We start from the raw sequence: 24293 nt of genomic DNA, 5'->3' as shown, positions 1-24293 counted from the left end.
TTTATTATTTTTTATTGTCCTCTTGACGGGGAGCATACCAAACTTTTCATCTGTTATCAGTGGCTCCTTTTCAACTCTGTCATCGTTGAAAGCTTTCGCCCAGCGTCCTTATTTTATTTCTGCAAGACAGATGTCTGCTCCTTCTGCCTGTACATTAATGCTGTACTTATCCGGGTAATATCTCGTTGAAAATACATATTCTCCGTCATTTACAAATACTTCTACGGAAGAGACATCCGCAATAACACGGATATTCGTCACTTCATCAGTTTCTACATACCGGCAGTCTCTTCCGGCAGAAACGCAAGTCTTTCTATTGTCTGTAAAACGCATCCTGAATCTGCCATCTGTATATTCCAGAAGCAATTCTTCAGCCAATGCAATACAGAACTGGTTGTTCTGGATTTTATCTATTTTCAGATCATATGCCTTGCAGGAATCTGCCTGCAGTTTATTTTCTGCAGTCTTTGTAATCACTTCTTTGTAATCCAGCTCTCTGATCGGTCTTTGACAGATTTTTCCATCTTTCACATAAATCTCTCTCGGCAGAGTAAAACAATGCTGCCATCCATCTGCGATTGTCAGGTTTGTATACGCTTCGCAGTCCGGCATTCCCATCCAGCTGATGTGAATCCGTCTTCCATCTTCTGTCTCAAAACTCTGCGGTGCGTAATAATCAAATCCATAATCCCAGAGTTTATATTCTCCAAGTTTATAAGATGATAAAATATCTCCCTCTACTTCAAAATATCCGGACTGATATACGTTACGTTCTTCCCAAATACCGCCTTCTAAGCCTTGTACAGAAGCAGACAGGATTTTCTTATCTCCAATCGTAAAATAATCCGGGCATTCCCACATATATCCAAATGGTTCCTTCGATTCAATTCTGCTCTTAAACTTCCAGTTTACTTTATCTTTAGATGTAAAAATGAGTATCTGCCCTACATCTTCTTTCGTACGCGCTCCCTGCACCATATAGTAAGTGTCCTGCTCTTTCCAGACTTTTGGATCACGCACATGACAGGTCAGATCATCCGGATAATCTGTATTTCTCATCAATTGCTTTTTATGTCCGAAATGGATTCCGTCCTCGCTTGATACAAGTACTGTATTTCCTTCTCTTCCGGTTCGGATATAGTCATACTCACCATCTTCCAGTTTCACATTACCTGTGTAATAGAGATACATTTTTCCGTCTTCCACAAGCGCACTTCCAGAATACACTCCATGACAGTCGAACGGCTGATCCGGATACAATGCAACTCCCTGATATTTCCAGTCCAACATATTGTCACTTATGTAATGTCCCCACATCTTCACGCCGCCTTCTGCGTCAAATGGCGAATACTGGAAAAATGCATGGTACACACCTTCAAACTGGCAGAGTCCGTTCGGATCATTGAGCCAGCCCACTGGCGGCATCAGGTGGAAATGTTCCCGGAATAAAAGCTTTTCTTCCTTTTCAGCTCCCTGTGTTTCTGCGATATCTGTTAATTTTATAAGATCTCTTGTTAATGCGTTCATCTACGTTTATCTCCATCTTATCTATGTCTGAATCTGATCGCTTTTATCTCTGATTGCGAATCATTCAATTATTATTTAACCAGTCTGCATACTTCATCTGTAGAAGTAACTTCTCCCGGTTCTGCTTTTTCAACTTCGCTGAAATCATCTGCATTCGCCAGGATCATCATTGTCGTTGCCGGATGGCCAGCTTCTTTCACAGCATCCAGATCAACTTCAACCAGCACGTCTCCTGCCTTTACCTGATCTCCGTCTGCAACCTTTTTCACAAAACCGGTTCCGTCCATCTTCACTGTGTCGATTCCAATATGAATCAGAAGTTCACCACCGGTTTTTGTTGTTAAGCACACAGCATGTCCGGTTTCAAAAATATTGGTGATCTCGCCGTCACACGGTGCTGTCACTTTCCCATCCTCCGGTTCTACTGCAATCGTTGTTCCGAGTAACTCTCCTGCAAAGGTTTCGTCTGCTACTTCAGAAAGTGGAACTACTCTTCCTTTTACCGGACTGTATAATACTTCTTCTGCAACTGAATCCACAGCATTTTCTGATGCTTCTGGGTTTGTTGTATTTTCTGTTGCCATCGTGTTTTCTGCTTTTGCTGTGTCCGCTGCTATGTCTGTATTTTCAATCGCTGTTGCTTCTATATTACCAGTTGTCTGTGTCTCCGCTTTCTTATCTGTATAGATCACAAATGAGATCACAAATGCCACACCGACAGAAATGATCATTTCTATCAGATACTGTAATGGCTGGTTGAGGCAAAGCAGGATTCCGAAAATACCGGTCACTCCTGTTCCTTTCGCGCCAAGATGTGCAAGTGATGCATATAAAGCGCCACATCCTCCACCGATACATCCTGCGATAAATGGTTTGAAAAATCTTAAGTTGACACCGAAAATCGCTGGTTCTGTAATTCCCATAAACGCACTAAGTGAAGATGGAAGTGCAAGAGATTTAATTTTCTTATCTTTGGATTTTACACCAACTGCAAGTGCTGCGGCACCCTGTGCAACGTTTGCTGCACTTGCAAGTGGAAGCCAGTAAGTTACGCCATATTTTGCAAGCTGTCCGATATCGATTGCGGTATACATCTGATGAATACCGGTAACAACTGTCGGTGCATACAGACTTCCCATGAGCAGACTTCCAAGTCCGAGAGGAAGTGTCAGCATCCACTGGATGAGTCCAAGGACTGCATTTTCTGCCCATACGAAAACCGGGCCTACAATAGAAAGTGTTAAATAACCGGTCACAAATACACTGACAAGCGGCGTCACAAAGAGGTCCAGTACCTCCGGAACTACTTTGTGCAGCTTCTTCTCCAGTACCGACAGGATCCAGACTGCGATAATAACCGGAATGACATGTCCCTGATAACCGACCATATCAATATGGAACAATCCACCAAATACACTCTGTGTCTGCTGCACTCCCTCTGTCGCCACTGTATATGCATTCTGCAGAGAAGGATGGATCATGATCATACCGATGACCGCTCCAAGATACTGATTGGCGCCAAATGCCTTCGCAGCCGAAAATGCAATCAGGATCTGCAGAAATGTATAAGCGATATTACTGAATAAATTAGCAAATACATAAATAGAACTGTGTGTATCAATATGCAGAAAGCCATTGCTGTTCATAAAATCAAGTGAGTTCATGATTCCCATAAGGAAACCACTCGCTACGATCGCAGGAATGATCGGTACGAAAATATCACCTAATAATTTAATCGCACGCATAAACCAGCTCTGCTTGTCTGTCGCTGCCTGTTTTGTTTCTTCTTTTGTGCTTGCAGTAATCCCGGCGATTTTGATAAATTCATCAAAAACTTTGTTCACGGTTCCCGTGCCGAGAATAATCTGAAGCTGTCCGGATGCCTCAAACACCCCCTTTACTCCTTCTACATTCTCCAGTGCTTCCTTGTTCGTCTTACTGTTATCGGCAATTACAAGCCGAAGTCTTGTTGCACAATGTGCGGCAGATGCAATATTCTTACTTCCGCCAACATGTTCTAAGATTTCTTTTGCCGTCTTATTGTAATCCATCTCTTGCTCTCCTTCCTCATTCATTCCTATAATGTGAAATCGTTTTCACATTTCATGGTTTTATGATAAGAAAAAAAATGCCATTTGTAAAGATGGCATTTTTACTGATATTTTTGATTCAATTTTGTACACTTCTACCTATAAAGCCTGTTTCTGGCAACCAGTCCTTCCTTAAAACCTGCCCCTGACAACTACTCCTTATCGTCCGGCAGCTCATCCAGACCGATCAGTCGGAATCCCAGTTTCATTTCCACGGATACATTTTCATCCTGTTCAATCCGGTCAAGCAACAGTTCCGCACCTCTTATGCCACTTGTCATATAGCCGAAATGCACCGTTGGAATTCCTCCTGTAACCGCTTTCAGCAACTGGTTATCACCAAACCCTGTCACAAGGATCTCTTTATCCGGGCAGACACTTTTCACTGCCTGGATCGCTCCTGCAGCAATCGTATCTGTCGCGCATGATATGATATCGATATCATGTTTTTCTTTTAATAATTTCACACTCTCCTCATATCCGGATTCCGTTGTAAATTTTGCCGTCCTCCGGTACACACTTTCAGGTTCCCTGCCTGCCGCTTTCATGCCTGCCATGAATCCGTCTTCTCTCGCAGCTCCGGCCGACTTATCTTCTCTCGTTACTCCGATGTATCCGATCCGTTCCCGGCTTCTTAACGCAACTGCATGCCCCATTGCCTTTCCGGCACCATAGTCGTCATGATAAATGCAGTTAGCATACTTCGTATACTGTCCGACTACAACAACCGGAACTCTTGCTTCTTTAAAAAAACGCCGGTGTTCTGCTGTGATCACTGTTCCTATAAGAATAATGCCATCCACCGGATAATTCTCGAATAAACGCATATAGGATACTTCTTTTGACGGCGTATTGTCTGTTCCTGCGAGGAGCATCTGGTAATTCCGTTCTGATAAAATCTTCTCAATTCCTGCCGTAGCACGGCTGATCGACTCCGAATTAATCTTCGGAACGACAACCCCCACAAGACTTGCTTTTTTCGTCCGCAGGATTCTCGCCTGCGCAGAAGGCTGATATCCCGTCTTTTCTATCACACTGCGTATCTGTTCTTTTTTCTCTTCACTGACATAGCCTCCGTTCAGATATCTGGATACGGCCGCACTTGATACGCCTGCCAGTTTTGCTATTTCTTTAATTGTCAACGGGATATCCTCCTTTTATCTCAGTAATTTTCTCTTGATTATTCTTTCTGTTTCATCGAATCTTAGTAATTTTCTGCATGTACTTCAAAATATGCCTGTGGATGTGCACATACCGGACAGACTTCCGGTGCCTTTTCGCCAACTACAATGTGTCCACAGTTGCGGCACTCCCATACTTTTACTTCGCTCTTCGCAAATACTTCCTGTGCTTCCACATTATGAAGCAGTGCACGGTAGCGCTCTTCATGTGCTTTCTCGATCGCTGCAACCATGCGGAATTTCTCAGCCAGCTCCGGAAATCCTTCTGCTTCTGCAGTCTTGGCAAATCCATCATACATATCTGTCCACTCGTAGTTTTCTCCTTCTGCAGCCGCTGCCAGGTTCTCTGCTGTATTTCCGATTCCTTCTAATTCTTTGAACCACATTTTTGCATGTTCTTTTTCGTTATCTGCTGTTTTTAAAAACAGGGAAGAAATCTGCTCAAAGCCTTCTTTCTTTGCTTTCGATGCGAAATATGTGTATTTATTTCTCGCCTGTGACTCACCTGAAAATGCTTCCATCAAGTTCTTTTCTGTCTGTGTTCCTGCATATTTGTTTCCCATTTTAAAACCCTCCGTCTCTTAAAATATTTGTCCGGGAATGCCGTTCCCTCATTTCCGATACTATCTATATTATACATCTTTTTCCAAAATATAAACAAAATTTCTTTACAACAAATATGTTTCGATCTTTTCTTTCTGAAGATTCTCACCGATCACAATAAGCACTTCCTGCCCTTCCGCGACATCCGCTGTCAGCATATGGTCTCTCGTTGCATTAATCTGTTTCCAACCGTCTTCTTTTGCAAATCCTTTGATGCGGAAGACATGTCCGCATGCCGGATCTGCCAAAATCTGTCTGGCAGCTTCACCCAGTTCCTGCACATTTTTATGAAGTTCCAGAAAATACAAAGACGTGAAATCTTCTTCTGTTGCATCCATCTTACGGTAACTTGCCTGTTTATATCCCACTGCCATGATCCGCTCAAAGTCCGCATCTGTCATACTGTCCGCTGTCTTTTCCAGTATCTCGTCTCCCTCCAGCACTCTCTTACACCCAATACCGGCAAGCGCATGGTTCAGATGTGCGATCGTATTTCTCCTATCTTCTTCATTCGCCAGATCTGTCTTGCTTAAAATGACACAGCCGGCACTGGAAACCTCCGACGCAAGCAGATAATCTGCTTCTGCTGATAAATGTTCCTCCAGAGTCGCATCTGCCACTGCAATAACACTTCCGATCTCATACCAACGGTCCAGGGGATCGTCCCGCAAAACATCAAAGAATTCATCTACATCATAGATGCCCGACGGTTCCACGATCACCCGGTCATATCCACACATTCCCATGGAAATTAACTTTGTGCGGAACCGTCTGCGGTGCGTCTCTTTATCGCAGCCACCGGAAACCATCTCCAGTTCACATTTTTCTCCCATCAGATCCTGAAGCAGCATCATATCAACGTTGACAGCTCCATAATCATTTTCCAGAATCCCGATATTCATCCCCTGTCCGATCAGATACTCTGCATATTTTTTTATAAATGTTGTCTTCCCGGAGCCTAAAAATCCGGTAATCAGATCTATTTTTACCATTCCATGTCTCTCCTGTTATTATTTTCCTATAATTATCTCAGATTTCATTCTTTACAAATTCTCTGTTTGCTTAATATGACATATATAAAATTCTCAATGATTTACACGAACGCATATGCTCGGCAATCATTTGTATTTTCTTGATTCTAACATAAAATCTCTCTCACCGCTATATCCGCATATGATCAGCAAAGAAAAATGGTGCCGGAAATCCCGACACCATTTTCCCGTAAGGTATATAAAGAGAGTCTGCCAAGAAGGCATTCTATGTTATTGCTTTACGAACTTGCATTTCTTAAGTCCGTAAGCGCATAACAGCTTTTTGTACGTTGTATATCTGCTCCTTGGCACATATACTTTTGCATTCTTCACATTAATAAATACATGTGGCTTCTCCAACCTCATCCGTTTTGTTCCTTTAAATACAATCTTTTTCAACTTCTTATTCTGACAAAACGCATGTGCAAACATTTTTGTTACATTCTTTCCAACTGTAAGTTTCTTAAGATTCGAACACCTGTAAAATGCTTTGTATCCAACTTTTTCGATAGAATCCGGAAGTACAATCGTTTTGATTTTCTTATTTGCTTCAAACGCACGCTTTCCAATCGCTGTTACATTATATTTGACCGAATTCCATGAAATGCTCTTTGGAATCGACACATTTTTACTGCTGCATTTTTTGGCAAATCCGATAACTTCCACTTTTCCTGTTCCGTCTGTTTTCGAATTTGTCACCCTATAACGATATATCCCTTTCGTAATAACATCACCTTTGCGTATGTTCCGCTTTCCTGTTACATTTACTTTGATCATGGCTGTGGCGTCAAGTTCTGAATTTTTCACAGTTACAGTACTGTTCAGACTTTTATATTTGTCTTCATCAATAATATATTTTAAGTAAACTGTTTCTTTTTTATCACTGTTAAGACTACCCGCCTTCAATACTTTTTTCTCTGTCGCCTTATTTTTTTCTATAGATGCCACTTTACTTTTTTTCAGCTCTTTGCCTTTACTGTCTGTAAGAGCCCAGTGCCCATGGGCTTGATTAAATCCATAGTAATCTACGCCATTTTTATTTGTTCCTTTTACTGTAATCTTTTCCAGTGCAAATTGATCTCCACTTCGCATGTTCAACGTCTTCACACCATTTGTAACAACCACTTTTTTAAGAGGATACAGTGGGATGAGCCCTTTGACATCCGAATGCGTACTATTTGCATCATAACGGAGCACACCACCGGTTACTGCCATCGGACAATGGGACGACAGCCATGCTACCTTATCTTTCAATGTTACTTTTTCACTGCCTGCTGACTGAGTCATTGTACCGGAAGAGACATTCTCTTTCGCCTTCTTCGCGATATTTTTACTATCATCCGTACTCTGTGTTCCATAGATAGAGGTATCTTCTGTATAATAAAAATTCACACTGTTAATCAATTGGAGCATATAATTCTCTATTCCTGCAGCCTCTAGTGCTTCTTTGTCTGCCTTTCCGATCGGCTGTATCCATTTGCTGTATACTCCGGAATTTTCATCATAACTCCATTCATTTTCAACTTCTTCTCCGTTGCTGTCCTTCACAACTTTATCATATAAGTAATACGTCTTATTTCTAAGTTTATATATACCGCTTGCTGTCATCTCAGTCTCATAAGAAACCGGACGTTCTTCTTCCAGATCCTCTACTTCAAATGTACTCTGGATTTCTCCGTCGTCACTTACAAGGATCCTGTTCACACGTACTGCTGCCGTCTCTGTTCCGACCTCATCCTCGTTGATCGTTCCGTTTAAGATTCCTGTCCAGTCCAGGCTATTTACTTTATCTGCCGGTCTTTCATCATTTCTTTTCTCAGACCAGCCAACAGTCTGTCCATAAGTCTCTTCGTAATTTTGTGTGTTTACATATTTTACTGCACGATTATACAGATTATCCATCGCTGTCGTGCCGCCTTTTTCTGAATCTGTTCCAAAAATCGTACTGAAATGCCCCTGTCGATATCCAGATGTATGGAACATCTGCACTTTATCGTTATCATCATACACCACGCCCGATAACGAGAAAATTGCTGTTTTAAATGTCACTGCCACGGGACAGTCATAACCTAATTTTACATTCGTTGCAACGCCTGAAGATTCTACTCCGGCTGCTGTCTGTGCCGGAAGCGTTATATTGGTGGAAACTTTATTTTCCTTTAACAGACTATACTCCTTCTCCCCGGAATAAGCGGTAGGCAATGCCTCTCCGCATGTAACTTCCAGTCCCGACTTTTTTTCTATCTCGCCCAAAAGCGGAATCCCCGTTGAAAGTCCGATATCCGGGTTAATCATCTCACTGTAAGAATACTTCTTTCCTGCCTCTAAAGTGTTGGACGTTGTAAGCGAATGAGATTGTTTTAACTCCATTCCCACATTTTTTGCCTTTGTTGATTCATTTTTATAATAACTGAGTTCCGGATCTTTCTTACTACTTGTTTGAATAGATACCCCGCCGGCATTATTTTCTGCCGCTTGCTGCAGCGACTCATACTCCTGTGCTTTTGTAATATATTCCAGTCCGTCTCCGGCAAGCACCGCTAACTTAAAATCATAAAATGCAATTCCAAATGTATTATAGTTATACTTAAATGTTCTGCCTGCGCGGTCCACACACGTAACAAGCGAAAATACTACATCCCGTCCGGTATCATCATTTAACTGTTTTAGTGTATTTTCTGCACTCTCGGTCTCTTGTAGCACATCACTTCCTTTGATCTTATGATGAATCGCATCTGCGATTTCATCTGCAGCAAGTTGTCGTACCTCTTTCAGACTGGTCGTACAGGAAAGCCCACTCCACTTTGTATAATCCTTTCCTTTTGTTCCATTCACATGCTCTTCCGGCTGTGCAAGCGCATCGGAAATATCTGCATATCCTGCTTTGTTCCGTGTATTTTCTGTAGTAAAATTATTCTCAAATCCGCCGTTTGCATTTACTCTTGCCGCAACTTTACTATGCGTTCCATAAATCTGCTCTGCAAGAGACGACCACTGACTGATCACACTATCTGTGCCACCATCCATATCTTTTCCACTTTGCAGAACCGCTTTAAATAAAGCCTTCTGATCTGCCAGATTCAAGCGCTTTTCCGGATCTCCATCATGGATATCATAATATATCTTGTTATCTATATTCACCGAACGAATCCCTGTCCGGTCTTTTACCGGGCCGCTTTCCGCATTGTTTTTATACCGATATGTCACACTGGCGTCAGACGCCGCTTTCACCGACAAAGGAACGGATAATCCGAGTACAGACGACATAGCCAGTACTACTGCGAGGGTCCCTGCCAACATTTTTCTTTTTCTGTAATTCATCCTCTGCACCTCTTGTATTTATATTGATTATTTATTCACTGTAAATATTGTTTTCCTTCTTTTTTCGAAACCGCATACAGATAACGGTGACAACCACACCTGCCACAAAAGCGGCGAGACCGATCAGTACATAAATATCTGCTCCGTTGCGCAGGAGAACAGATCCGTAGCCGGATGCTACCGTCGCAACTCCAGATATGTGTGTCATACGAAACATCCTCCCCATACATACAGCCAGTACAATAGCTATCGCTATTAATCCTGAAATAATCCGCCTGTCATACCGGCAGCGCAAAAACAGACTCCGGCGACGGATCTTACATTTTCTGATCTCCTTCTGATCCATTTTCCGACCTCCTTTCTCGATTTTATATACTTTTTTCACTCTCTATCTATACGAAAGACACAATAAAAAAAATCCTTTCACTTATTTTTCCTAAGTGAAAGAATTTTTTTCTTCTTTTAATTTTATTATGCTCTTCCATCCAGCAAACAGCCCAAGTATCATGACTGTCGGGAACAGATATCCAAATGCTCTCCAGTTCCCTTCTGCAGAAACAAGAAGATTATAAATTGCATGAAATACACTGCACGCTCCAAGAAGTCCGACCATTCCGGTTATTGCAAGAGTACGTCTCCGGAAAATATAAGTAATCCCGAATCCCATAAGAATCCCACACAGGATATGCAACGCACCGGAAGCAAATCCACGGACTACAAGGATCTCAAAATCTGCTGCTCCGTTCTCTGTCAGATAGCATATATTTTCAAATGTTGCAAATCCAACCGCAAGCGCAATCGCGGTTCTTGGTATTTCTTCTTTCTTCGGTTCAAAAATCAGAATGTAAAACAGAAGCGGAAATAATTTCATCACTTCTTCGCAGACCGGCGTAATCTCAATTGCCGCCTGTACTGCATCTGCTCCATAATAATTCATAAAAAAGCTGTTCACATATGCCGACAGCATACACATTCCCATTCCGGTTGTAACAAAAAACGTATATTTTCTCGCCTCACCCGGTATAAACAGAAGTGACAACAACATCGGTACTGCAATACAGATGAAAATATTTTCAATGTACATCATGTTTCTTCACCTCCGAAACTGTACACGGCAGCAGACCGGCGACTGAAAAAGTCAGTACAAAATCAATCAGGAAATACAGATTAAATTTTGTATAATCATTGAAAAAATGCGAGCTTATGTATAGAACAAGCTGAAGGATCACACAGATCAGCGGCCACACATCTGTCAACCGGATGTCGTCTCCATACTGCATATGAAATACCGCTATATACGTGATTGCTCCGACTGTCACTGCAAATGCTCCTGTAGACAGAATTGCCGGACCGAATATCTCACTTCTCATTGCGACTATAAAAATCACAGCCGCGCAGACTGCAGGGACAGGCGCAAAACGGGATTTTTCCCCGTCTCTGCGCACAATCTGATAAGTATGCAGAAAGAGATAGCTGGAAATCCATGAAATCTCTGCTACATAAAAAATCTGCGGAACGTCACCGCGAATGAAGAGGTATAACACATAATACAAAGTCCCCATCATAAAACAACCATGTTCCAGCGCCAGAATAATATAGATCCGGTCTTTTTGCCGGAACCAGAAAATAATATCTGCCACTGCCGCCACAAGCATTACACCGACCTGTATGAAATTGTCAATCAACTCAAAATTCATCTGTATGCTCCCTGCTTCTACTCTTCATCCTTTTTCGCCTGTTCCGCACTCTTTTCATATTGTTTCTTCTCCTGACGATGCTCCTCTGCACGTTTCATCCGATATAACAATACTGTCACACACACACCAAGTGCAAATGCCAGTATTCCCATACATATATATCCAAGCGCATCATACTGTCCGAGCATGCTTGCCATTCCGGGACTGTAATTCATCTTACCTGCAGCGTTCTGCTTCATAACACTCGGAAGATACATTCCCAGACCGACTACAGCGATCAGACATGCGGCAATACTTATTCCACTGATCATATACTGTCTTTTCTTACGCTCTTCTATCTTAATCTCCTGTGTTCTTTTATGAATCAACTGCTGACGCTCTTTATTCGTCCGCATATACAAATCCCTCCTGTTCCAGAATGATTTTCAGACTTTTTTTTCCTCTATGTACCAGATTCGTAATCTGCTGTTCGCTCTTTCCGAGAATCTTTCCTGCTTCCCGGTAACTCATTCCTTCCAGACTCACAAGATACAATGCTTCCCGATACTCTGTTTTTAACTTTGCCATCGCTTCATAAAGCTGACGTTCTCTCTCCGTCTGTCGAAGTTTTGTATCTACCAGTTCCTCACTCGGCAGATCAAAAGTCAGATCATCCAGATGCAAAAACCACAGTTTATGCTTCTGGTTATGCCGGATTGTCAGATTCCTTGCTGTCTTATATAAATAAGCCCTAAAACTTCCATTACCCTTAATCGGTCGCTCCTTTGCGAAAATCTTAGAAAATGCTTCAATCATCAAATCTTCTGATTCATGTATATCATGGATATATCCATGGATGTAATAAGTAAGCGCATCCCCGTATCTGTCTACCAGAATGTCGGCACCTTGTTCTATGCCATCCAGATATTGCCAATATGCCTCCTCGTCTGAGATCATACGGGTTCCCCCTTCCTTTTTCTTTTATTGTATCCGAATCGACTTTATTTTTCAATCTTTTCAAAATAGTGCTGACCGCTAATTCCTATTTTTATCTTTGATTTTACATATATTATTTAATTATTATCCTATAATATCCTTTCTTTTTCAGTTTTTGCTTGTTATAATTATGCCACCATTTAAACCTAATCCCTTTTCGGATACTGCGATAAGCTATGGTAATTAAAATGAGACAGAGAACTGTGGTCAAAGCTCTCTGCCTCTTTATAAGATGATACAATTATTAGTGAATTGTCTTTGCTATAAAATATATTTCCTGTAGCGATTATTTGATCTCGTCTGTCTCGATGACAAATTTTACTGCTCCATCCATAGATTTGTCTCTTCCGCTGTATGTCTTGTAAGCACACTTGTCAGAAGTCAGTGCATCGAAACGATCCAGAACATCACCGAGTTCATCCTCGAATGTGCTCTTTAACTTGCCTGTTCCTTCTTTCTGGAACTTATCTGCACCACTTGCAAGCTCTTCTGCGCCTGAACTTAACTTATCAGCTCCTGAACGAAGCTCATCGCTGTTAGAAGAAAGTTTTGCAGATCCTTCACTTAACTGTGAGCCAAGTGTATTAAGACCGTTTGCAAGCTTGTTTGTTCCGCTCTGCAGTGTGCTTACTCCGGCTACGAGTGTCGGGCTATTTTTCTTTAATTTCAATGCACCGCCTGTGAGGGCATCATTATAAGAACTGAGCTGTGAAAATCCTTTGTTCAAAGCAGCAATTCCCTGCTGTGCTTTCGGGAAAGCGACAGAAGTCTTACCATCTAACTCGTTGATTCCTCCTGCCAGAGTATTAATTCCGGCATCCAGTCCCTGCATACCTGCATTTAATGCATCGATCTTTGTTGTAAGGTCTTTCACATCATCCTGCGGAAGCGCACCTTTACTAGCTGAAATCTTGTTCAGTTTTTTCTGCATCTCCGGAAGCTGTGCCTGAAGTGCTGTAGCTGTTTTTTCGAATGTTTTACCCTGTTTCTGAATATCAGCTGCAATGTTCTGAATGTTTGTCGGATCAACTGTCGGCATTGTAATATTTACTTTATCCTGTTTCTTTAATGCATCGATATCTTTTGTTGCGTCTTTCGCATCTTTTAATGCATCGATGGACTCATTCAGCTCTTTCTTCTCTGCGGCTGTTGCATTTTCTTTCTGTTTCTCTAATGCTGCAACAGAGCTGTCGATCTGCTTCTTGCTCTTCTCGGAAGCTGTCTGTGCTTTATCTACCGCATCATTGTAATCTGTAATGGATTTATTTAATTCTGTAACTTTTGCTTCGCAGGCTTTCTGTAAATTACCAAGCTGCGTATTGATTGTACCTAATTCTTTCTGTAAGCTTTCAAGATCTGTACCAATCTGCTGTACCGGTGCAGCAATTCCTGTATTCATTGCTGTCTGCAGGCTTTCTGTCTCTGCGATCATCTCCTTACCGGTTTTTACCATTCCGTCAACCTGACCAAGTAATGCCTGTACTTCTGCACTGCCAAGAGCTTTCTTTAACTGCGCTGTTCCGGCTGCAAGCTGTGCGGAAGCAACCGTTAAGTCTTCTTTTGCTTCTCCCTTACCGTCTGTAGAAGCTTTCATTTTGTCGATCGCTCCCTGGATCTTTGTAAGGCCATCGCTCAATGTTGTAAGTTGTTTTGCTCCTTTGGCAAGCTTCTTCTCGCCACCTACATAAGATGTAACTCCATTTGCAAGAGTTGTTGTTCCTTTCGCGTAGTCATTGACACCTTTTACAACTTTGTTGACACCATTTACATACTCTGTAACACTGCCGCTTAATTCTCCGTCTTTGCTTAAATATTTCTGGATTGCATCATTTAACGTATCTGCACCTTCTGTGTAGCTGTCCACTCCGTCTGCAAGTGTCTTTGTTCCATCGGAAAGTGTGTTCGACCCGCTTACGAGCTCCAGTGCCGCATCATCGAGCTTGTCGAGTGCATTCTGAAGGGAATCCATATCTGCAATGTTATCAAGATCTAAGTCCTTTGTAAGGTCGCTCAAGCCTACTGTAAATGTAGAAGACATCTCGAAATCGGTTACGTCTGCTTCCACTTCCAGGCTTTCCGGAATTGTAAGATCATCTGCATCCTTGATATCATCCAGGTTCAGGCTTTCTTTTAATCCCGGCATACCAAATCCAACAACAATACTTCTGTTTCCATCAGAAATAACTTTTCCGTTATCGATCGTAACATTTGTGAAGTTGTCATTTGGAAGAATCATACCCGTCATCATTACGAAAGCTGTATACATGTTTTCTGTCTTGCCATTTACTTCCACATTCTTCTTGGATTTATTTTCATAGTTTACTTTAATTTTCAGATGTCCGCTTTTACCTTTTAACTTGTTCGGCTGAATCTCTTTTCCATCCAGGTAATAAGTGAGTTTTACGGATACCGGAAGTTCTTTGTCGGTTGTTCCCTGATAATAAATGTCTTTTCCGTCTGTATTCCATGTAATTTTGTCACCGTCTGCTGTATATTTCTCATCACCTTTGACATTCTTAATGTCATTCAGTGTACTCTTGTCTGTAAGTTTTCCGGAAACATCACCGGAATTTTTCAGCCAGTTGGATACAGTAATTTCATCTGTATTACCGGATGCATCTGCATTTACATACACAGTTTCTTCTTTATATAATTTGTCATCGTTATCTTTTTTATCAGAGCTTGCAGCATATACCGGCATCGCACCTACCATAACCGACATTCCTACAGCAAGAGAAGTTGTGAGTCCACGTTTGATCAATTTACTATTTCTATTCATGCTTCTTACTTCCTTTCTACCTTACTTCGCCTCTGCGGCATACACATCATTTCCTACCATTTTCTTATCATCAAGGAAACCAATGGATGTCTTGCAGATTACTTTGTCAAAAATCATAAACATTGCCGGCAGTACAAAAAGTACGACTACCATACTGATGATAGCGCCTCGTGCTAACAGTGTACAGATAGATCCGATCATCTCAACCTTTGAGTAACATGCAACACCAAATGTTGCTGCGAAGAAACTCAGTCCACTACTGATGATAGATTCCATACTTGTCTTGTGCGCAATACTGATTGCTTCCATCTTCTGCTTGCCGTGCTGTCGTTCACGCTGATAACGGGTTGTCATCAGGATCGCGTAATCAACGGTTGCTCCTAACTGAATCGCTCCGATAACGATGCTGGCAACGAACGGAAGGCTGATTCCCTGATAATACGGAATCGCCATATTTACCATAATTGCAAATTCAATAACAGATACCAGGATGATCGGCAACGAAATGGATTTGAAAATCACCATAATAATGATGAAAATGGCTGCAATGGAAATTGCATTTACTCTTACAAGGTCTGTATCTGTAACATCCTGTAAGTCTTTCATCAGCGGTGCTTCACCAATCACCATTCCTGATTTATCATATTTCTTAACGATCTTATCAACCTTTTTGATCTGTGCATTTACCTGATCGGTTGCTGATTCATATTCAGAACCTACGAATGCAAGTTCGTAATTATCACTCTTAAGCATCTTCTTAATGTCCTTCGGGATCATAGAATCCGGAACGCTTGGTCCGATCAAGGAGTTCATGTTGATTGTCCATTTAACCCCCTTGACCTTATCGATCTCATCAAACATCTTCTGCTTATCCAGTAAATCCATGTTCTTATCCATCATGACGATATGCATGTTGCTCATATTAAAGTCTTTCTTAAGTTCTGCATTCGCTACGTTACTGTCCAGTGTAGACGGCAATGAATCAGCAATGTTGTAATAAATCTTTGTATGATTGTTACCATAAATAGCCGGAAGCAATAATACAAGGAAGATTACAATCCATGCTTTGTAATGTTTGGTAATAAATGCGGATGGCTTATCCATATGCGCCAGCAGCAGCTTGTGCTGTGTCTTATCAATCGCCTTATCAAAGAACAATACGAGTGACGGAAGCACAGTTACACAACAGATAACTCCTATCACAACACCCTTTGCCATAACGATTCCAAGGTCACGTCCAAGTGCAAATGTCATAACACAAAGTGCAACAAATCCGGCTACGGTTGTAACAGAACTTCCCGCTACAGACTTGAATGTGTTGGAAATGGCATGCCCCATGGCACGTTCTTTCTCACCAGGGAACCTCTTCTTATTTTCTTCGTAACTGTTCAGCAGGAAGATAGAATAGTCCATCGTAACTCCAAGTTGCAGTACCGCTGTCAATGCCTGCGTAATATAGGAAGTTTCTCCGAGGATAATATTGCTTCCCAGGTTATACAAAATCGCAAGTCCGATACTGAACAAGAATAAAACAGGAACGACAAAAGATCCACATGTCAGCTCCAGAACAATCAGACTCAGAACTGCTGCAATGACCACATATACTGGCAGTTCCTGCATTGCTATGTTCTTAATATCTGTAACAATTCCTGTCATACCGCTGATGAAGCACTGCTTATTCGCCACATGACGAAGCTGTGTCAATGCATTCATCGCATCATCTGAGGATGTTGTATTATCGAATAATACTAACATCATTGTTGCATCGCCTTTGAAAAATGACTCTCTTAAATCCTTCGGGATCATCTCTACCGGAAGGCTAATATCTGCAACATCATCATACCATAACACGTCCTTTACGTGTTTGACCTTACTGAATTTTTCTTTCATTTGCTGGACGTCTTTCAATTCCATGTCCTTCACAACTACCATGGAGAACGCTCCCATGCCATATTCATCTACGAGAATATCCTGGCCTTTTACCGTCTCCAGATGTTCCGGAAGATAACTCAGCAGATCATAATTAACTCTCGTCTTCACTACTCCAATTGCTGACGGGATTGTCAGCAGCAATGCGAGAATCAGCACAATTACTCGGTGCTTTGCAATCCACTTTCCTACCTTAACCATTGTCGTATCATCTCCTTAATACTCTTCATAAATCTCTTTCGTAGTATAGTATACACTAAAATGACTTTCAGTCAATCTTTTTTATAGAAAAAATGAAAAAAAGTCATTTTTCTTGACAAGCAAGTAAAAATAACCTACCATATAAATGTAAAGCTTACATAAAAGGACAAACAATCCCTATTAATATATGTAATTAGGATAAGAAGGAATGATTATGGGAAAAGTAGACGATAATAAAAAGCAAAAAAAACATACCCTGTTGCGGGCAGCTTTTCAGTTATTTACAGAAAAAGGATTTTCCAAGACAACTGTCGCTGACATTGTAGATCGCGCCGGGCTTGCCAAAGGTACTTTTTATCTGTACTTCAAAGACAAGTTTGACCTGCGCGATAAACTGATCGCATACAAGGCTACGCAGCTTTTCAACGATGCGCACTTAGAGTTGGATAAAGCAAATGTGCCAACATTTGAAGACGAAGTATTATTTATGACAGATTACATTATAGGAAGATTTATGACCGATGAACCGTTGATCCAGTTCGTTGCGAAGAATCTATCCTGGGGAATTTTCCAGGCAGAAGTATCGAACGGTGCCAGCGTACTGCCACAGGCATTTTTTGATCATTACTTAGAATCACTGGAACGTTATCATGTCAACTGTACGTCACCAAGCCTTATGCTCTATACGATCATTGAGCTGATCGGCTCCACAAGTTACAGCTGCATCTTAAAACAGACACCGGTATCGATGGAAGAATATATGCCATATCTTCACGAGACATTAAAGAAGATCATCGAAGTATTTACTGTAAAAGAAGATGCCGAATAACACACCAAATGTAAAAATCGCTTAGGCCTTTTTTCTCAGGCCTAAGCGATTTTTCTTTGGTAGCTTCTTTGCAAGTGCCGAAGTTGGCCAGTGATATGTCTGATGGTTTGGTTTCCGCAATCCTGTCTCCGACTATCTCAACTTATCTTCAAAGATTTCTACGATCGTCTTCTCTGTCGCTACCATTCCCGGCGATGCAATAAGTCCCATGTTGCGCATCGTCTCTTCCGGAGTCGCCCCGTTGATACCATGAGCCTTGTCGATATGAACGCCTTCAAGTGCAAATTCTACTGATCGAAATGCTGTATCACAGGCAGCCACACCTTTCATCGTACAGCCCTGGTTTCCGCCATCGCAGATCATGCCGGTAATGGAAGATGCCATATTGTTGAGGGTATATTCCAGTTCCTTTAATCTGCCACCCTTCATGTAGCAGACTCCGCAAGCCATACCAGATCCTGCCGCAATCGCGCATCCGCAAAACGCAGACAATCTTCCGGAGTACTCTTTAATATAAGTGCAGACAAGATAACTCAACATTGTCGCACGATACAAAATTTCTTCACTCAAGTGGTTAATCTTGTACACACCATAGAGTGGCATTGTAGCGATAATTCCATGTGCGCCGGAACCGGTAATACTCATTGCCGGTTTGTCGAGTCCGATCACGCGTGCCTCGATGGCTGCATTGCAAAGAAGAGACGCTGTATTCTTCTCATCGTCGGAAATCTCTTTACCACCGTTCATTGCAAGAAGCGTTCTTGCAAATGTAGTGCGTGGATTTTCAAGTCCTTCGTGGAATAATTCCAGGTTTACTTTGTAAGCTTCTTTTACAAATTCAATCTCTTCCACCGGAACAGTTTCTACATATTCTAAGATTTCCTTCAATGTATAGCTGTGAATAGAATGTACCTCTTCCTTTGCGTCCGCCTCTGTCGTATCTGCGGCATGCTCTGCCTCACTCTCCTCCAGCACCTCACCATTTACTTCAATCTTCGTAATATTCGTGTGAGAATCACGGATCGTAACTATTGCCTTATCGCTTTCCGTCTCCACTGTTGCCTGGATAAAGATACGACTTGTAATACCGCTTAACTCGACGGTGATCTTACCTTCGTCAATGAGCTTTTGTGCGGTAACATTGTCTTCTGGTTTTACATCCGCCAGCGATTCCAATCCTTTTTCTGCATTTCCAGCCACATAGCCAAGTGCTGCAGCAAACACATTGCCCACTTCATTGGAATTCGGAATTCCACACGTAAATGCATTCTTATACATTCCACTGTTCATTGCAACATTTACATGTTTTAATTCTCCTTTTGTGTAGGAACGTGCCTTCGCTACACTGAATGCAATCGCTCCCGGCTCCGTCACACCAAGTGCCGGAAGCATGTCCGCTTTGATTAATTTTGTCAGTTCATTCATTTTAAAATTTACCCCCTTTGCATTTGAAAACTGCTCTCTTATTTATTCGGATTCTTTTTTGCTTCGATATACTCTCCATTTCTTCCTTCGAATGCTCTTCCCTTTCCGGTAATGCAGCTTACAAGCATCACTGCCCAGATTGCCCAGCTGTAAAACGTCGTAGCAATCATGTCTCCTGCGCCAAGCTTCGGAAGAAATGCATATGCATCTGTCTGCGAAGAGATTCCACCAAGCAAAAGTAATACACATCCGCCGAATGGAAGGAAAAATGGAAATGAGCAAATGGTTGTCGCAAGTATATTTGCTCTTCTATATGGATGAATGTCATTTTTCTTACCGATCGCATTGATAAATGGAGCTACACATATATTTGCAATTGTGTTGATTGCAGCAATCAGAATACCAAACACAGTAGACAGGCAGAACATCGAAATTTCCGCGCCTCTTTCTGTTTTGATGACTGAATTGTTCAGCCAATCTACAACTGCCTCCATGCATCCGGATGCTATAAGTAGCTCTCCCATAGATACAACGATCATTAGCAGGATCGATACATTAAACATACCTGACACTCCACTTGTGATCGTTCCGCTGATTGCGCCATCTTTGATGCAGATCAGATCGCTCGGTTTGAAAAGCTTTGCGCCCAATCCGATCACAATCGCCAGAATGCTTCCTGTTCCAAGACTGGCAAAGATATTTACTCCTTTTACAGCCAGAATAATAACTACCAGTGTAGGTATCAGAAGTAACAATCCTTGTGGCATCTGATACTGCTTCAACAGATTTTCCGCTTCTGTCGGATCCAGTGTATTTCCGGAACCGCCAAATACAAAAAACAATACTGCTGCAATGATCGCAGCGATAAAAACATATTTATATCTGCATTTTACGGTGCCACCAATGCTTGCCGCTCCATTTGTATATTTATACTCCTGAGAGGTTGCTGCAATGATCGTTGTATCCGATACCGGTGCGAAGTTATCACCAAATGCTGCTCCAGATAAGATCGCACCTGCCAGAACCGCCGGGTTGCATCCTAATAAAATACCCGCCGGATATAAAATAAAGCACATCGTTGAAATCGTTCCAAACCCAGATCCTGTTGCCACTGCAAACAATGCCGAGAAAACAAATGCACATACTGTAAATACGGCTCCGGACACTCCAAGTTTTACGGAAACCCATACAAGTCCTTCTACAATATGTCCACTTTTCAATATGGCTCCATACATTCCCACAACTAACCATAACATCACTGCGGTCATCGCTACTTTCGAACCAAGTCCTTTTAATATAACATCCCAATAACGATCCAGATCTTTGCTGAAAAGCATTCCAATCAAAAGTGCGATCACACCTGCTGCAACCATGGCATTAATATCCTGAAAATTTGCGAAAGATAATCCTATCGTAATAATAATAAATATCGCAAATGGAACCAACGCCATTGCACGTCCCCCACGGAACGTTAATCTTCTTTCTCCCATTTTGCTGTCCTCCTTATATTTTGTGTACAGCTATATCAGCTGTTAGAAAACATACTACTCCTCTAAGTTTATCCTGTCTAATACACAAAATTGATAAACTGTAAAAGGTATTTTCTATATAAGAAGGTCCGCTCGTTCAGATTTTATATGTTGAACCATCTCTTAATCGCTTTATGTTCTCCGATTACTAAAATTGTCGCATCCTGCTTCAAAAGCGTATCTGTGGAAAGGGCGATGTTCACCCCGCCTTTATCTTTCACTGCAATGATATTGATATTATATTTTCTTCGGACATCCAGCTCTCCGATTGTCTTTCCAAGCCACTCCTCCGGCACTTCCGCCTCGAAAATTGCGTGGGATGCGTCAATTTCCATATAATCCAAAATGTGGTCTGCCGTGTACCGGATAGATGCCCACTTGGCTACCTGGCGTTCCGGGTATACGACCTGATCTGCTCCGTTTCTTAAGAGAAATTTCTTCTGAATATCTCGTTCTGCCCGGGAGATAACAATCTTTGCTCCAAGCTCTTTTAATAGAGAAGTCGTCTCCAATGAATTTTCAAAATTTGCCGAAATTGTTACAAAACAAATATCAAAATTTCCAATCCCAAGTGATTTTAAGAAGTCTGCATTTGTGCTGTCTCCAATCTGCGCGTTCGTAACATATGGCAGAATTTCATTTACTCTGTCTTCCTCATCATCAACTGCCATAACCTCATGGCCAAGCTCATTTAACTCTACGGCGAGATGTCTGCCAAATCTTCCAAGTCCAATAAGTAAAATATTTTTCATGTCTATTTCCTCCAAACTATCCAACTGTAATCTGTTCTACCGGGAACTTTGCTGTACTCTTATTTCTGGATGAAAATACAGCATAGATCAATGTAAGTCCTCCGACTCTTCCAAGATACATTAACACGATAAGGATCAACTGGGACGCCATATGAAGGTGTGGCGTGATTCCAAGTGTAAGTCCCACTGTTCCAACCGCCGAAGCCGTCTCATAAAGGCATTCGGCCAATGGCAGACCTTCATACATGCTGATCGCGATTCCGCCGCCAAAGAAAAGCATCACATACAGCATCAAAAGTGTAGCTGCATCGCGTATTACATGATTATCAATTCGCCTGTGAAATGCACTTACCGTATCTTTACTTCGAAATGTTGCAAATGCATTTAAGAGCAGCACTGCAATTGTCGTTGTCTTCATACCTCCGGCTGTAGAACTCGGCGATCCACCGATCAGCATAAGAATGATAATAAGTGTCTGTGCCGGTTCCGCCATCTTTCCAATATCTACGGTGTTAAACCCGGCAGTTCTCGGTGTCACCGCCTGGAAAAACGATGCAAGCAGCCGTTCCTCCATTGCAAGATTTTTAAAATTCCAAAAGAAAAAGAAAAGGCTCGGCAATAAAATAAGCACCGCCGTCGTCACGAGAACGATCTTACTTTGCAGTCGATAGCGCCGGAAATGATATGTGTTCGTGCACACATCTTCCCATGTAAGAAAACCAATGCCGCCGATAATGATAAGCAGCATAATCACTACATTTACAAGAGCATTTCCCGCATACTGCAGGAGGGACGGAAACGTATTTTTCGTCGTTCCGAGAATGTCAAATCCCGCATTGCAAAATGCAGAAATAGAATGAAAGATTGACATCCAGATTCCCTTCACGCCAAAATCTTTTCCGAAAACCGGCAGCAGTAATACCGCTCCGATAAGCTCTACCAGAAATGTTCCTTTTAATATAAACTTCGTCAGTCGGACAATTCCTCCGATCCTTGGCGCTGCAATGGCATCCTGCATTGTCGTGCGCTGCATAAGAGAAATCTTTTTCCCGGACAACAATGTGATCGAAACCGTAACTGTCACCACGCCAAGCCCACCGATCTGGATCAGTATTAAAATAACAAGCTGTCCAAAGAAAGACCAGTAGCTCCCCGTGTCCAGCACTGCCAGCCCGGTCACGCACACCGCCGAAGTAGAAGTAAATAAAGCCTTGTGAAATGGCGTAAATACTCCCTCCACCGAGGAGATTGGCAACGTCAGCAAAAACGCGCCAAATAAGATAACTGCGGCAAAACCCATCGTGATCAATTGAAACGGTGTAAAATGTCTTCCTATGTTTTTCATCATGTCAAATCCCTAATTTCTTCTATTAATGAGTCAAACAATATCTACGTATAGCTGTAGTATAATACTACACCTGTTTGAAATCAAGATAGTAAAAAAACTGCCACTTTGCGATTGATCCATCGTAAAAGCGACAGCTTTTCAATTTTTCCTATTATCTAAAATAACAACTGAAGTCCCATTGCGATCATCCACATGTAAGCACATGTCTTTGGGATCATCAGCAGACCCACCATTGGTTTTTTCTTGCTGAACAATGTAACCGGGATGTAGCATCCGAAAGAAAGGATGATGGCAGCTACCATTCTTGTCAAATAACATAAATATTTTTTTCATCATCTCACTCCGCATTTCTCTTCAAACATTCATCCGCATTGTTACAAATCTTTTGAAATACCTGGATGCACATCTGCATCTCTTCTTCTGTTAATCCACTTAAAACATTTTTCGCAAATTGCTTCTGTGCGTTTTTCCCTGCTTCTATGATCGGAATTGCATCATCTAATAAAACAATCTCTATACGCTTCTTATTATTCGGACTTTGAATCCTGTCGACCAGTCTCTTCGTCTCTAAATCCTTCAGTGAGATCGAAACGTGTGACTTCGTCGACTTGCGGACCTTGACGATATCAGCCGCTGTATTAAACTATCGAAGAAGCACATCAGATCACCATTTTCCTTATACTTCGGGATGACCTTTCTGTGCTTCCTCAACCAAATATGATATTAAATTTAAATGATGTTATTGTTATCCGTGAACAAAAAAAGTGATTAACTTGTAAAGACCATTAGTTCTTTTTTCTCAGCATTAAGCTTCTTGTTATTCCGGCAATTGCTACGACCATAAGAACCGCCCATAAAATCGGCTTGGAACTGTCGCCTGTTTTAACCGAAGCATTCTTTTTGCTTTTCACTTGTGTTTTTACAGTTGTTTTCGTCTTGTTTTGTTTATCCTTACCTGTATTCGTATCTGTTCCACCACTTGATGGCTTCTCCGGCTCTGTCGTCTCGCCCGGTTTTTCCGGCTCTGTCGCCTCGCCCGGCTTTTCCGGCTTTGTCGTCTCGCCCGGCTTTTCCGG

General features: G+C 41.8%; 19 protein-coding genes and 1 pseudogene. 1 reads left to right on the top strand and 19 read right to left on the bottom strand.

Features of this window, described 5'->3' with window-relative positions; all coding sequences use genetic code 11:
* Nucleotides 1-108 precede the first annotated feature (108 nt).
* The 13 genes from DXC04_RS13615 to DXC04_RS13555 form a co-directional block, all read right to left on the bottom strand.
* Nucleotides 109-1527 (bottom strand): glycoside hydrolase family 32 protein, encoded by a 1419-nt coding sequence (locus tag DXC04_RS13615; protein WP_118661225.1) that lies wholly within the window; start codon nt 1525-1527, stop codon nt 109-111.
* Between the two features lie 71 nt (nt 1528-1598).
* Entirely contained in the window at nt 1599-3578 is a 1980-nt protein-coding gene (locus DXC04_RS13610; protein WP_118519992.1) for a PTS beta-glucoside transporter subunit IIBCA, read from the bottom strand.
* 191 nt (nt 3579-3769) lie between these two features.
* A complete protein-coding gene (locus DXC04_RS13605; RefSeq protein WP_117537069.1) occupies nt 3770-4759 on the bottom strand; it encodes a LacI family DNA-binding transcriptional regulator in 990 nt (329 codons plus the stop codon).
* 62 nt (nt 4760-4821) lie between these two features.
* Nucleotides 4822-5361, bottom strand: coding sequence for a rubrerythrin (gene rbr, locus DXC04_RS13600; RefSeq protein ID WP_021860063.1), 540 nt, complete (start codon nt 5359-5361; stop codon nt 4822-4824).
* Between the two features lie 105 nt (nt 5362-5466).
* Nucleotides 5467-6393: a GTP-binding protein gene (locus tag DXC04_RS13595; protein WP_118661224.1), complete on the bottom strand. Its 927-nt coding sequence runs from the start codon at nt 6391-6393 to the stop codon at nt 5467-5469.
* 270 nt (nt 6394-6663) lie between these two features.
* Nucleotides 6664-9753, bottom strand: coding sequence for a leucine-rich repeat domain-containing protein (locus DXC04_RS13590; protein ID WP_118661223.1), 3090 nt, complete (start codon nt 9751-9753; stop codon nt 6664-6666).
* A 31-nt stretch (nt 9754-9784) separates the two neighbouring features.
* Nucleotides 9785-10099: a hypothetical protein gene (locus tag DXC04_RS13585; RefSeq protein WP_021860059.1), complete on the bottom strand. Its 315-nt coding sequence runs from the start codon at nt 10097-10099 to the stop codon at nt 9785-9787.
* A gap of 90 nt (nt 10100-10189) precedes the next feature.
* Entirely contained in the window at nt 10190-10840 is a 651-nt protein-coding gene (locus tag DXC04_RS13580; RefSeq protein WP_021860058.1) for a PrsW family glutamic-type intramembrane protease, read from the bottom strand.
* The gene (locus tag DXC04_RS13575) at nt 10827-11450 is read right to left on the bottom strand and encodes a hypothetical protein (protein ID WP_021860057.1); all 624 of its coding nucleotides are present in this window, start codon (nt 11448-11450) and stop codon (nt 10827-10829) included. The genes DXC04_RS13580 and DXC04_RS13575 overlap by 14 nt, the downstream gene beginning before the upstream one ends.
* 17 nt (nt 11451-11467) lie before the next feature.
* A complete protein-coding gene (locus DXC04_RS13570) occupies nt 11468-11845 on the bottom strand; it encodes a hypothetical protein (RefSeq protein ID WP_021860056.1) in 378 nt (125 codons plus the stop codon).
* Nucleotides 11832-12386, bottom strand: a complete 555-nt coding sequence (locus tag DXC04_RS13565) for an RNA polymerase sigma factor (protein WP_117537075.1) — start codon at nt 12384-12386, stop codon at nt 11832-11834. The genes DXC04_RS13570 and DXC04_RS13565 overlap by 14 nt, the downstream gene beginning before the upstream one ends.
* A 325-nt stretch (nt 12387-12711) precedes the next feature.
* Nucleotides 12712-15204, bottom strand: a complete 2493-nt coding sequence (locus tag DXC04_RS13560; RefSeq protein ID WP_118661222.1) for a hypothetical protein — start codon at nt 15202-15204, stop codon at nt 12712-12714.
* 21 nt (nt 15205-15225) lie between these two features.
* Nucleotides 15226-17334 (bottom strand): efflux RND transporter permease subunit, encoded by a 2109-nt coding sequence (locus DXC04_RS13555; protein WP_118661221.1) that lies wholly within the window; start codon nt 17332-17334, stop codon nt 15226-15228.
* 214 nt (nt 17335-17548) lie between these two features.
* Between DXC04_RS13555 and DXC04_RS13550 the strand changes: the two genes are divergently transcribed.
* Entirely contained in the window at nt 17549-18163 is a 615-nt protein-coding gene (locus DXC04_RS13550) for a TetR/AcrR family transcriptional regulator (protein WP_021860052.1), read from the top strand.
* A 132-nt stretch (nt 18164-18295) separates the two neighbouring features.
* Here the strand turns inward: DXC04_RS13550 and DXC04_RS13545 are convergent, their stop codons facing one another.
* The 6 genes and pseudogenes from DXC04_RS13545 to DXC04_RS15750 form a co-directional block, all read right to left on the bottom strand.
* Nucleotides 18296-19588 carry an L-cysteine desulfidase family protein gene (locus DXC04_RS13545; protein WP_118661220.1) on the bottom strand — a complete coding sequence of 431 codons (1293 nt, stop codon included), beginning with the start codon at nt 19586-19588 and terminating at the stop codon, nt 18296-18298.
* A gap of 38 nt (nt 19589-19626) precedes the next feature.
* The gene (locus tag DXC04_RS13540) at nt 19627-21078 is read right to left on the bottom strand and encodes a Na+/H+ antiporter NhaC family protein (RefSeq protein ID WP_118661219.1); all 1452 of its coding nucleotides are present in this window, start codon (nt 21076-21078) and stop codon (nt 19627-19629) included.
* A gap of 143 nt (nt 21079-21221) precedes the next feature.
* The gene (locus DXC04_RS13535) at nt 21222-21869 is read right to left on the bottom strand and encodes a potassium channel family protein (RefSeq protein WP_117537080.1); all 648 of its coding nucleotides are present in this window, start codon (nt 21867-21869) and stop codon (nt 21222-21224) included.
* 16 nt (nt 21870-21885) lie between these two features.
* Nucleotides 21886-23217 (bottom strand): TrkH family potassium uptake protein, encoded by a 1332-nt coding sequence (locus DXC04_RS13530; RefSeq protein WP_021860048.1) that lies wholly within the window; start codon nt 23215-23217, stop codon nt 21886-21888.
* A gap of 155 nt (nt 23218-23372) precedes the next feature.
* On the bottom strand, nt 23373-23528 hold the full coding sequence (locus DXC04_RS15620) for a hypothetical protein (protein ID WP_158549881.1): 156 nt from the start codon (nt 23526-23528) through the stop codon (nt 23373-23375).
* Nucleotides 23529-24002: 474 nt separating this feature from the next.
* A pseudogene (locus DXC04_RS15750) lies at nt 24003-24293 on the bottom strand (hypothetical protein); the annotation flags it as partial.

This window comes from Dorea sp. OM07-5, from assembly GCF_003481355.1.
Taxonomy (GTDB): domain Bacteria; phylum Bacillota; class Clostridia; order Lachnospirales; family Lachnospiraceae; genus Dorea_D; species Dorea_D hominis.
This window is presented reverse-complemented; position numbering and strand designations above follow the sequence as displayed.

What these genes read in the sequence shown, in the direction of transcription:
- DXC04_RS13545 (WP_118661220.1), bottom strand. Translation starts at nt 19,588, where the DNA reads ATGAATGAACTGACAAAATTAATCAAAGCGGACATGCTTCCGGCACTT.
- DXC04_RS13530 (WP_021860048.1), bottom strand. Translation starts at nt 23,217, where the DNA reads ATGATGAAAAACATAGGAAGACATTTTACACCGTTTCAATTGATCACG.
- DXC04_RS13580 (WP_021860058.1), bottom strand. Translation starts at nt 10,840, where the DNA reads ATGATGTACATTGAAAATATTTTCATCTGTATTGCAGTACCGATGTTG.
- DXC04_RS13560 (WP_118661222.1), bottom strand. Translation starts at nt 15,204, where the DNA reads ATGAATAGAAATAGTAAATTGATCAAACGTGGACTCACAACTTCTCTT.
- DXC04_RS13615 (WP_118661225.1), bottom strand. Translation starts at nt 1,527, where the DNA reads ATGAACGCATTAACAAGAGATCTTATAAAATTAACAGATATCGCAGAA.
- DXC04_RS13585 (WP_021860059.1), bottom strand. Translation starts at nt 10,099, where the DNA reads ATGGATCAGAAGGAGATCAGAAAATGTAAGATCCGTCGCCGGAGTCTG.
- DXC04_RS13555 (WP_118661221.1), bottom strand. Translation starts at nt 17,334, where the DNA reads ATGGTTAAGGTAGGAAAGTGGATTGCAAAGCACCGAGTAATTGTGCTG.
- DXC04_RS13550 (WP_021860052.1), top strand. Translation starts at nt 17,549, where the DNA reads ATGGGAAAAGTAGACGATAATAAAAAGCAAAAAAAACATACCCTGTTG.
- DXC04_RS13570 (WP_021860056.1), bottom strand. Translation starts at nt 11,845, where the DNA reads ATGCGGACGAATAAAGAGCGTCAGCAGTTGATTCATAAAAGAACACAG.
- DXC04_RS13535 (WP_117537080.1), bottom strand. Translation starts at nt 21,869, where the DNA reads ATGAAAAATATTTTACTTATTGGACTTGGAAGATTTGGCAGACATCTC.
- DXC04_RS13610 (WP_118519992.1), bottom strand. Translation starts at nt 3,578, where the DNA reads ATGGATTACAATAAGACGGCAAAAGAAATCTTAGAACATGTTGGCGGA.
- DXC04_RS13575 (WP_021860057.1), bottom strand. Translation starts at nt 11,450, where the DNA reads ATGAATTTTGAGTTGATTGACAATTTCATACAGGTCGGTGTAATGCTT.
- DXC04_RS13595 (WP_118661224.1), bottom strand. Translation starts at nt 6,393, where the DNA reads ATGGTAAAAATAGATCTGATTACCGGATTTTTAGGCTCCGGGAAGACA.
- DXC04_RS13590 (WP_118661223.1), bottom strand. Translation starts at nt 9,753, where the DNA reads ATGAATTACAGAAAAAGAAAAATGTTGGCAGGGACCCTCGCAGTAGTA.
- DXC04_RS13540 (WP_118661219.1), bottom strand. Translation starts at nt 21,078, where the DNA reads ATGGGAGAAAGAAGATTAACGTTCCGTGGGGGACGTGCAATGGCGTTG.
- rbr (WP_021860063.1), bottom strand. Translation starts at nt 5,361, where the DNA reads ATGGGAAACAAATATGCAGGAACACAGACAGAAAAGAACTTGATGGAA.
- DXC04_RS13565 (WP_117537075.1), bottom strand. Translation starts at nt 12,386, where the DNA reads ATGATCTCAGACGAGGAGGCATATTGGCAATATCTGGATGGCATAGAA.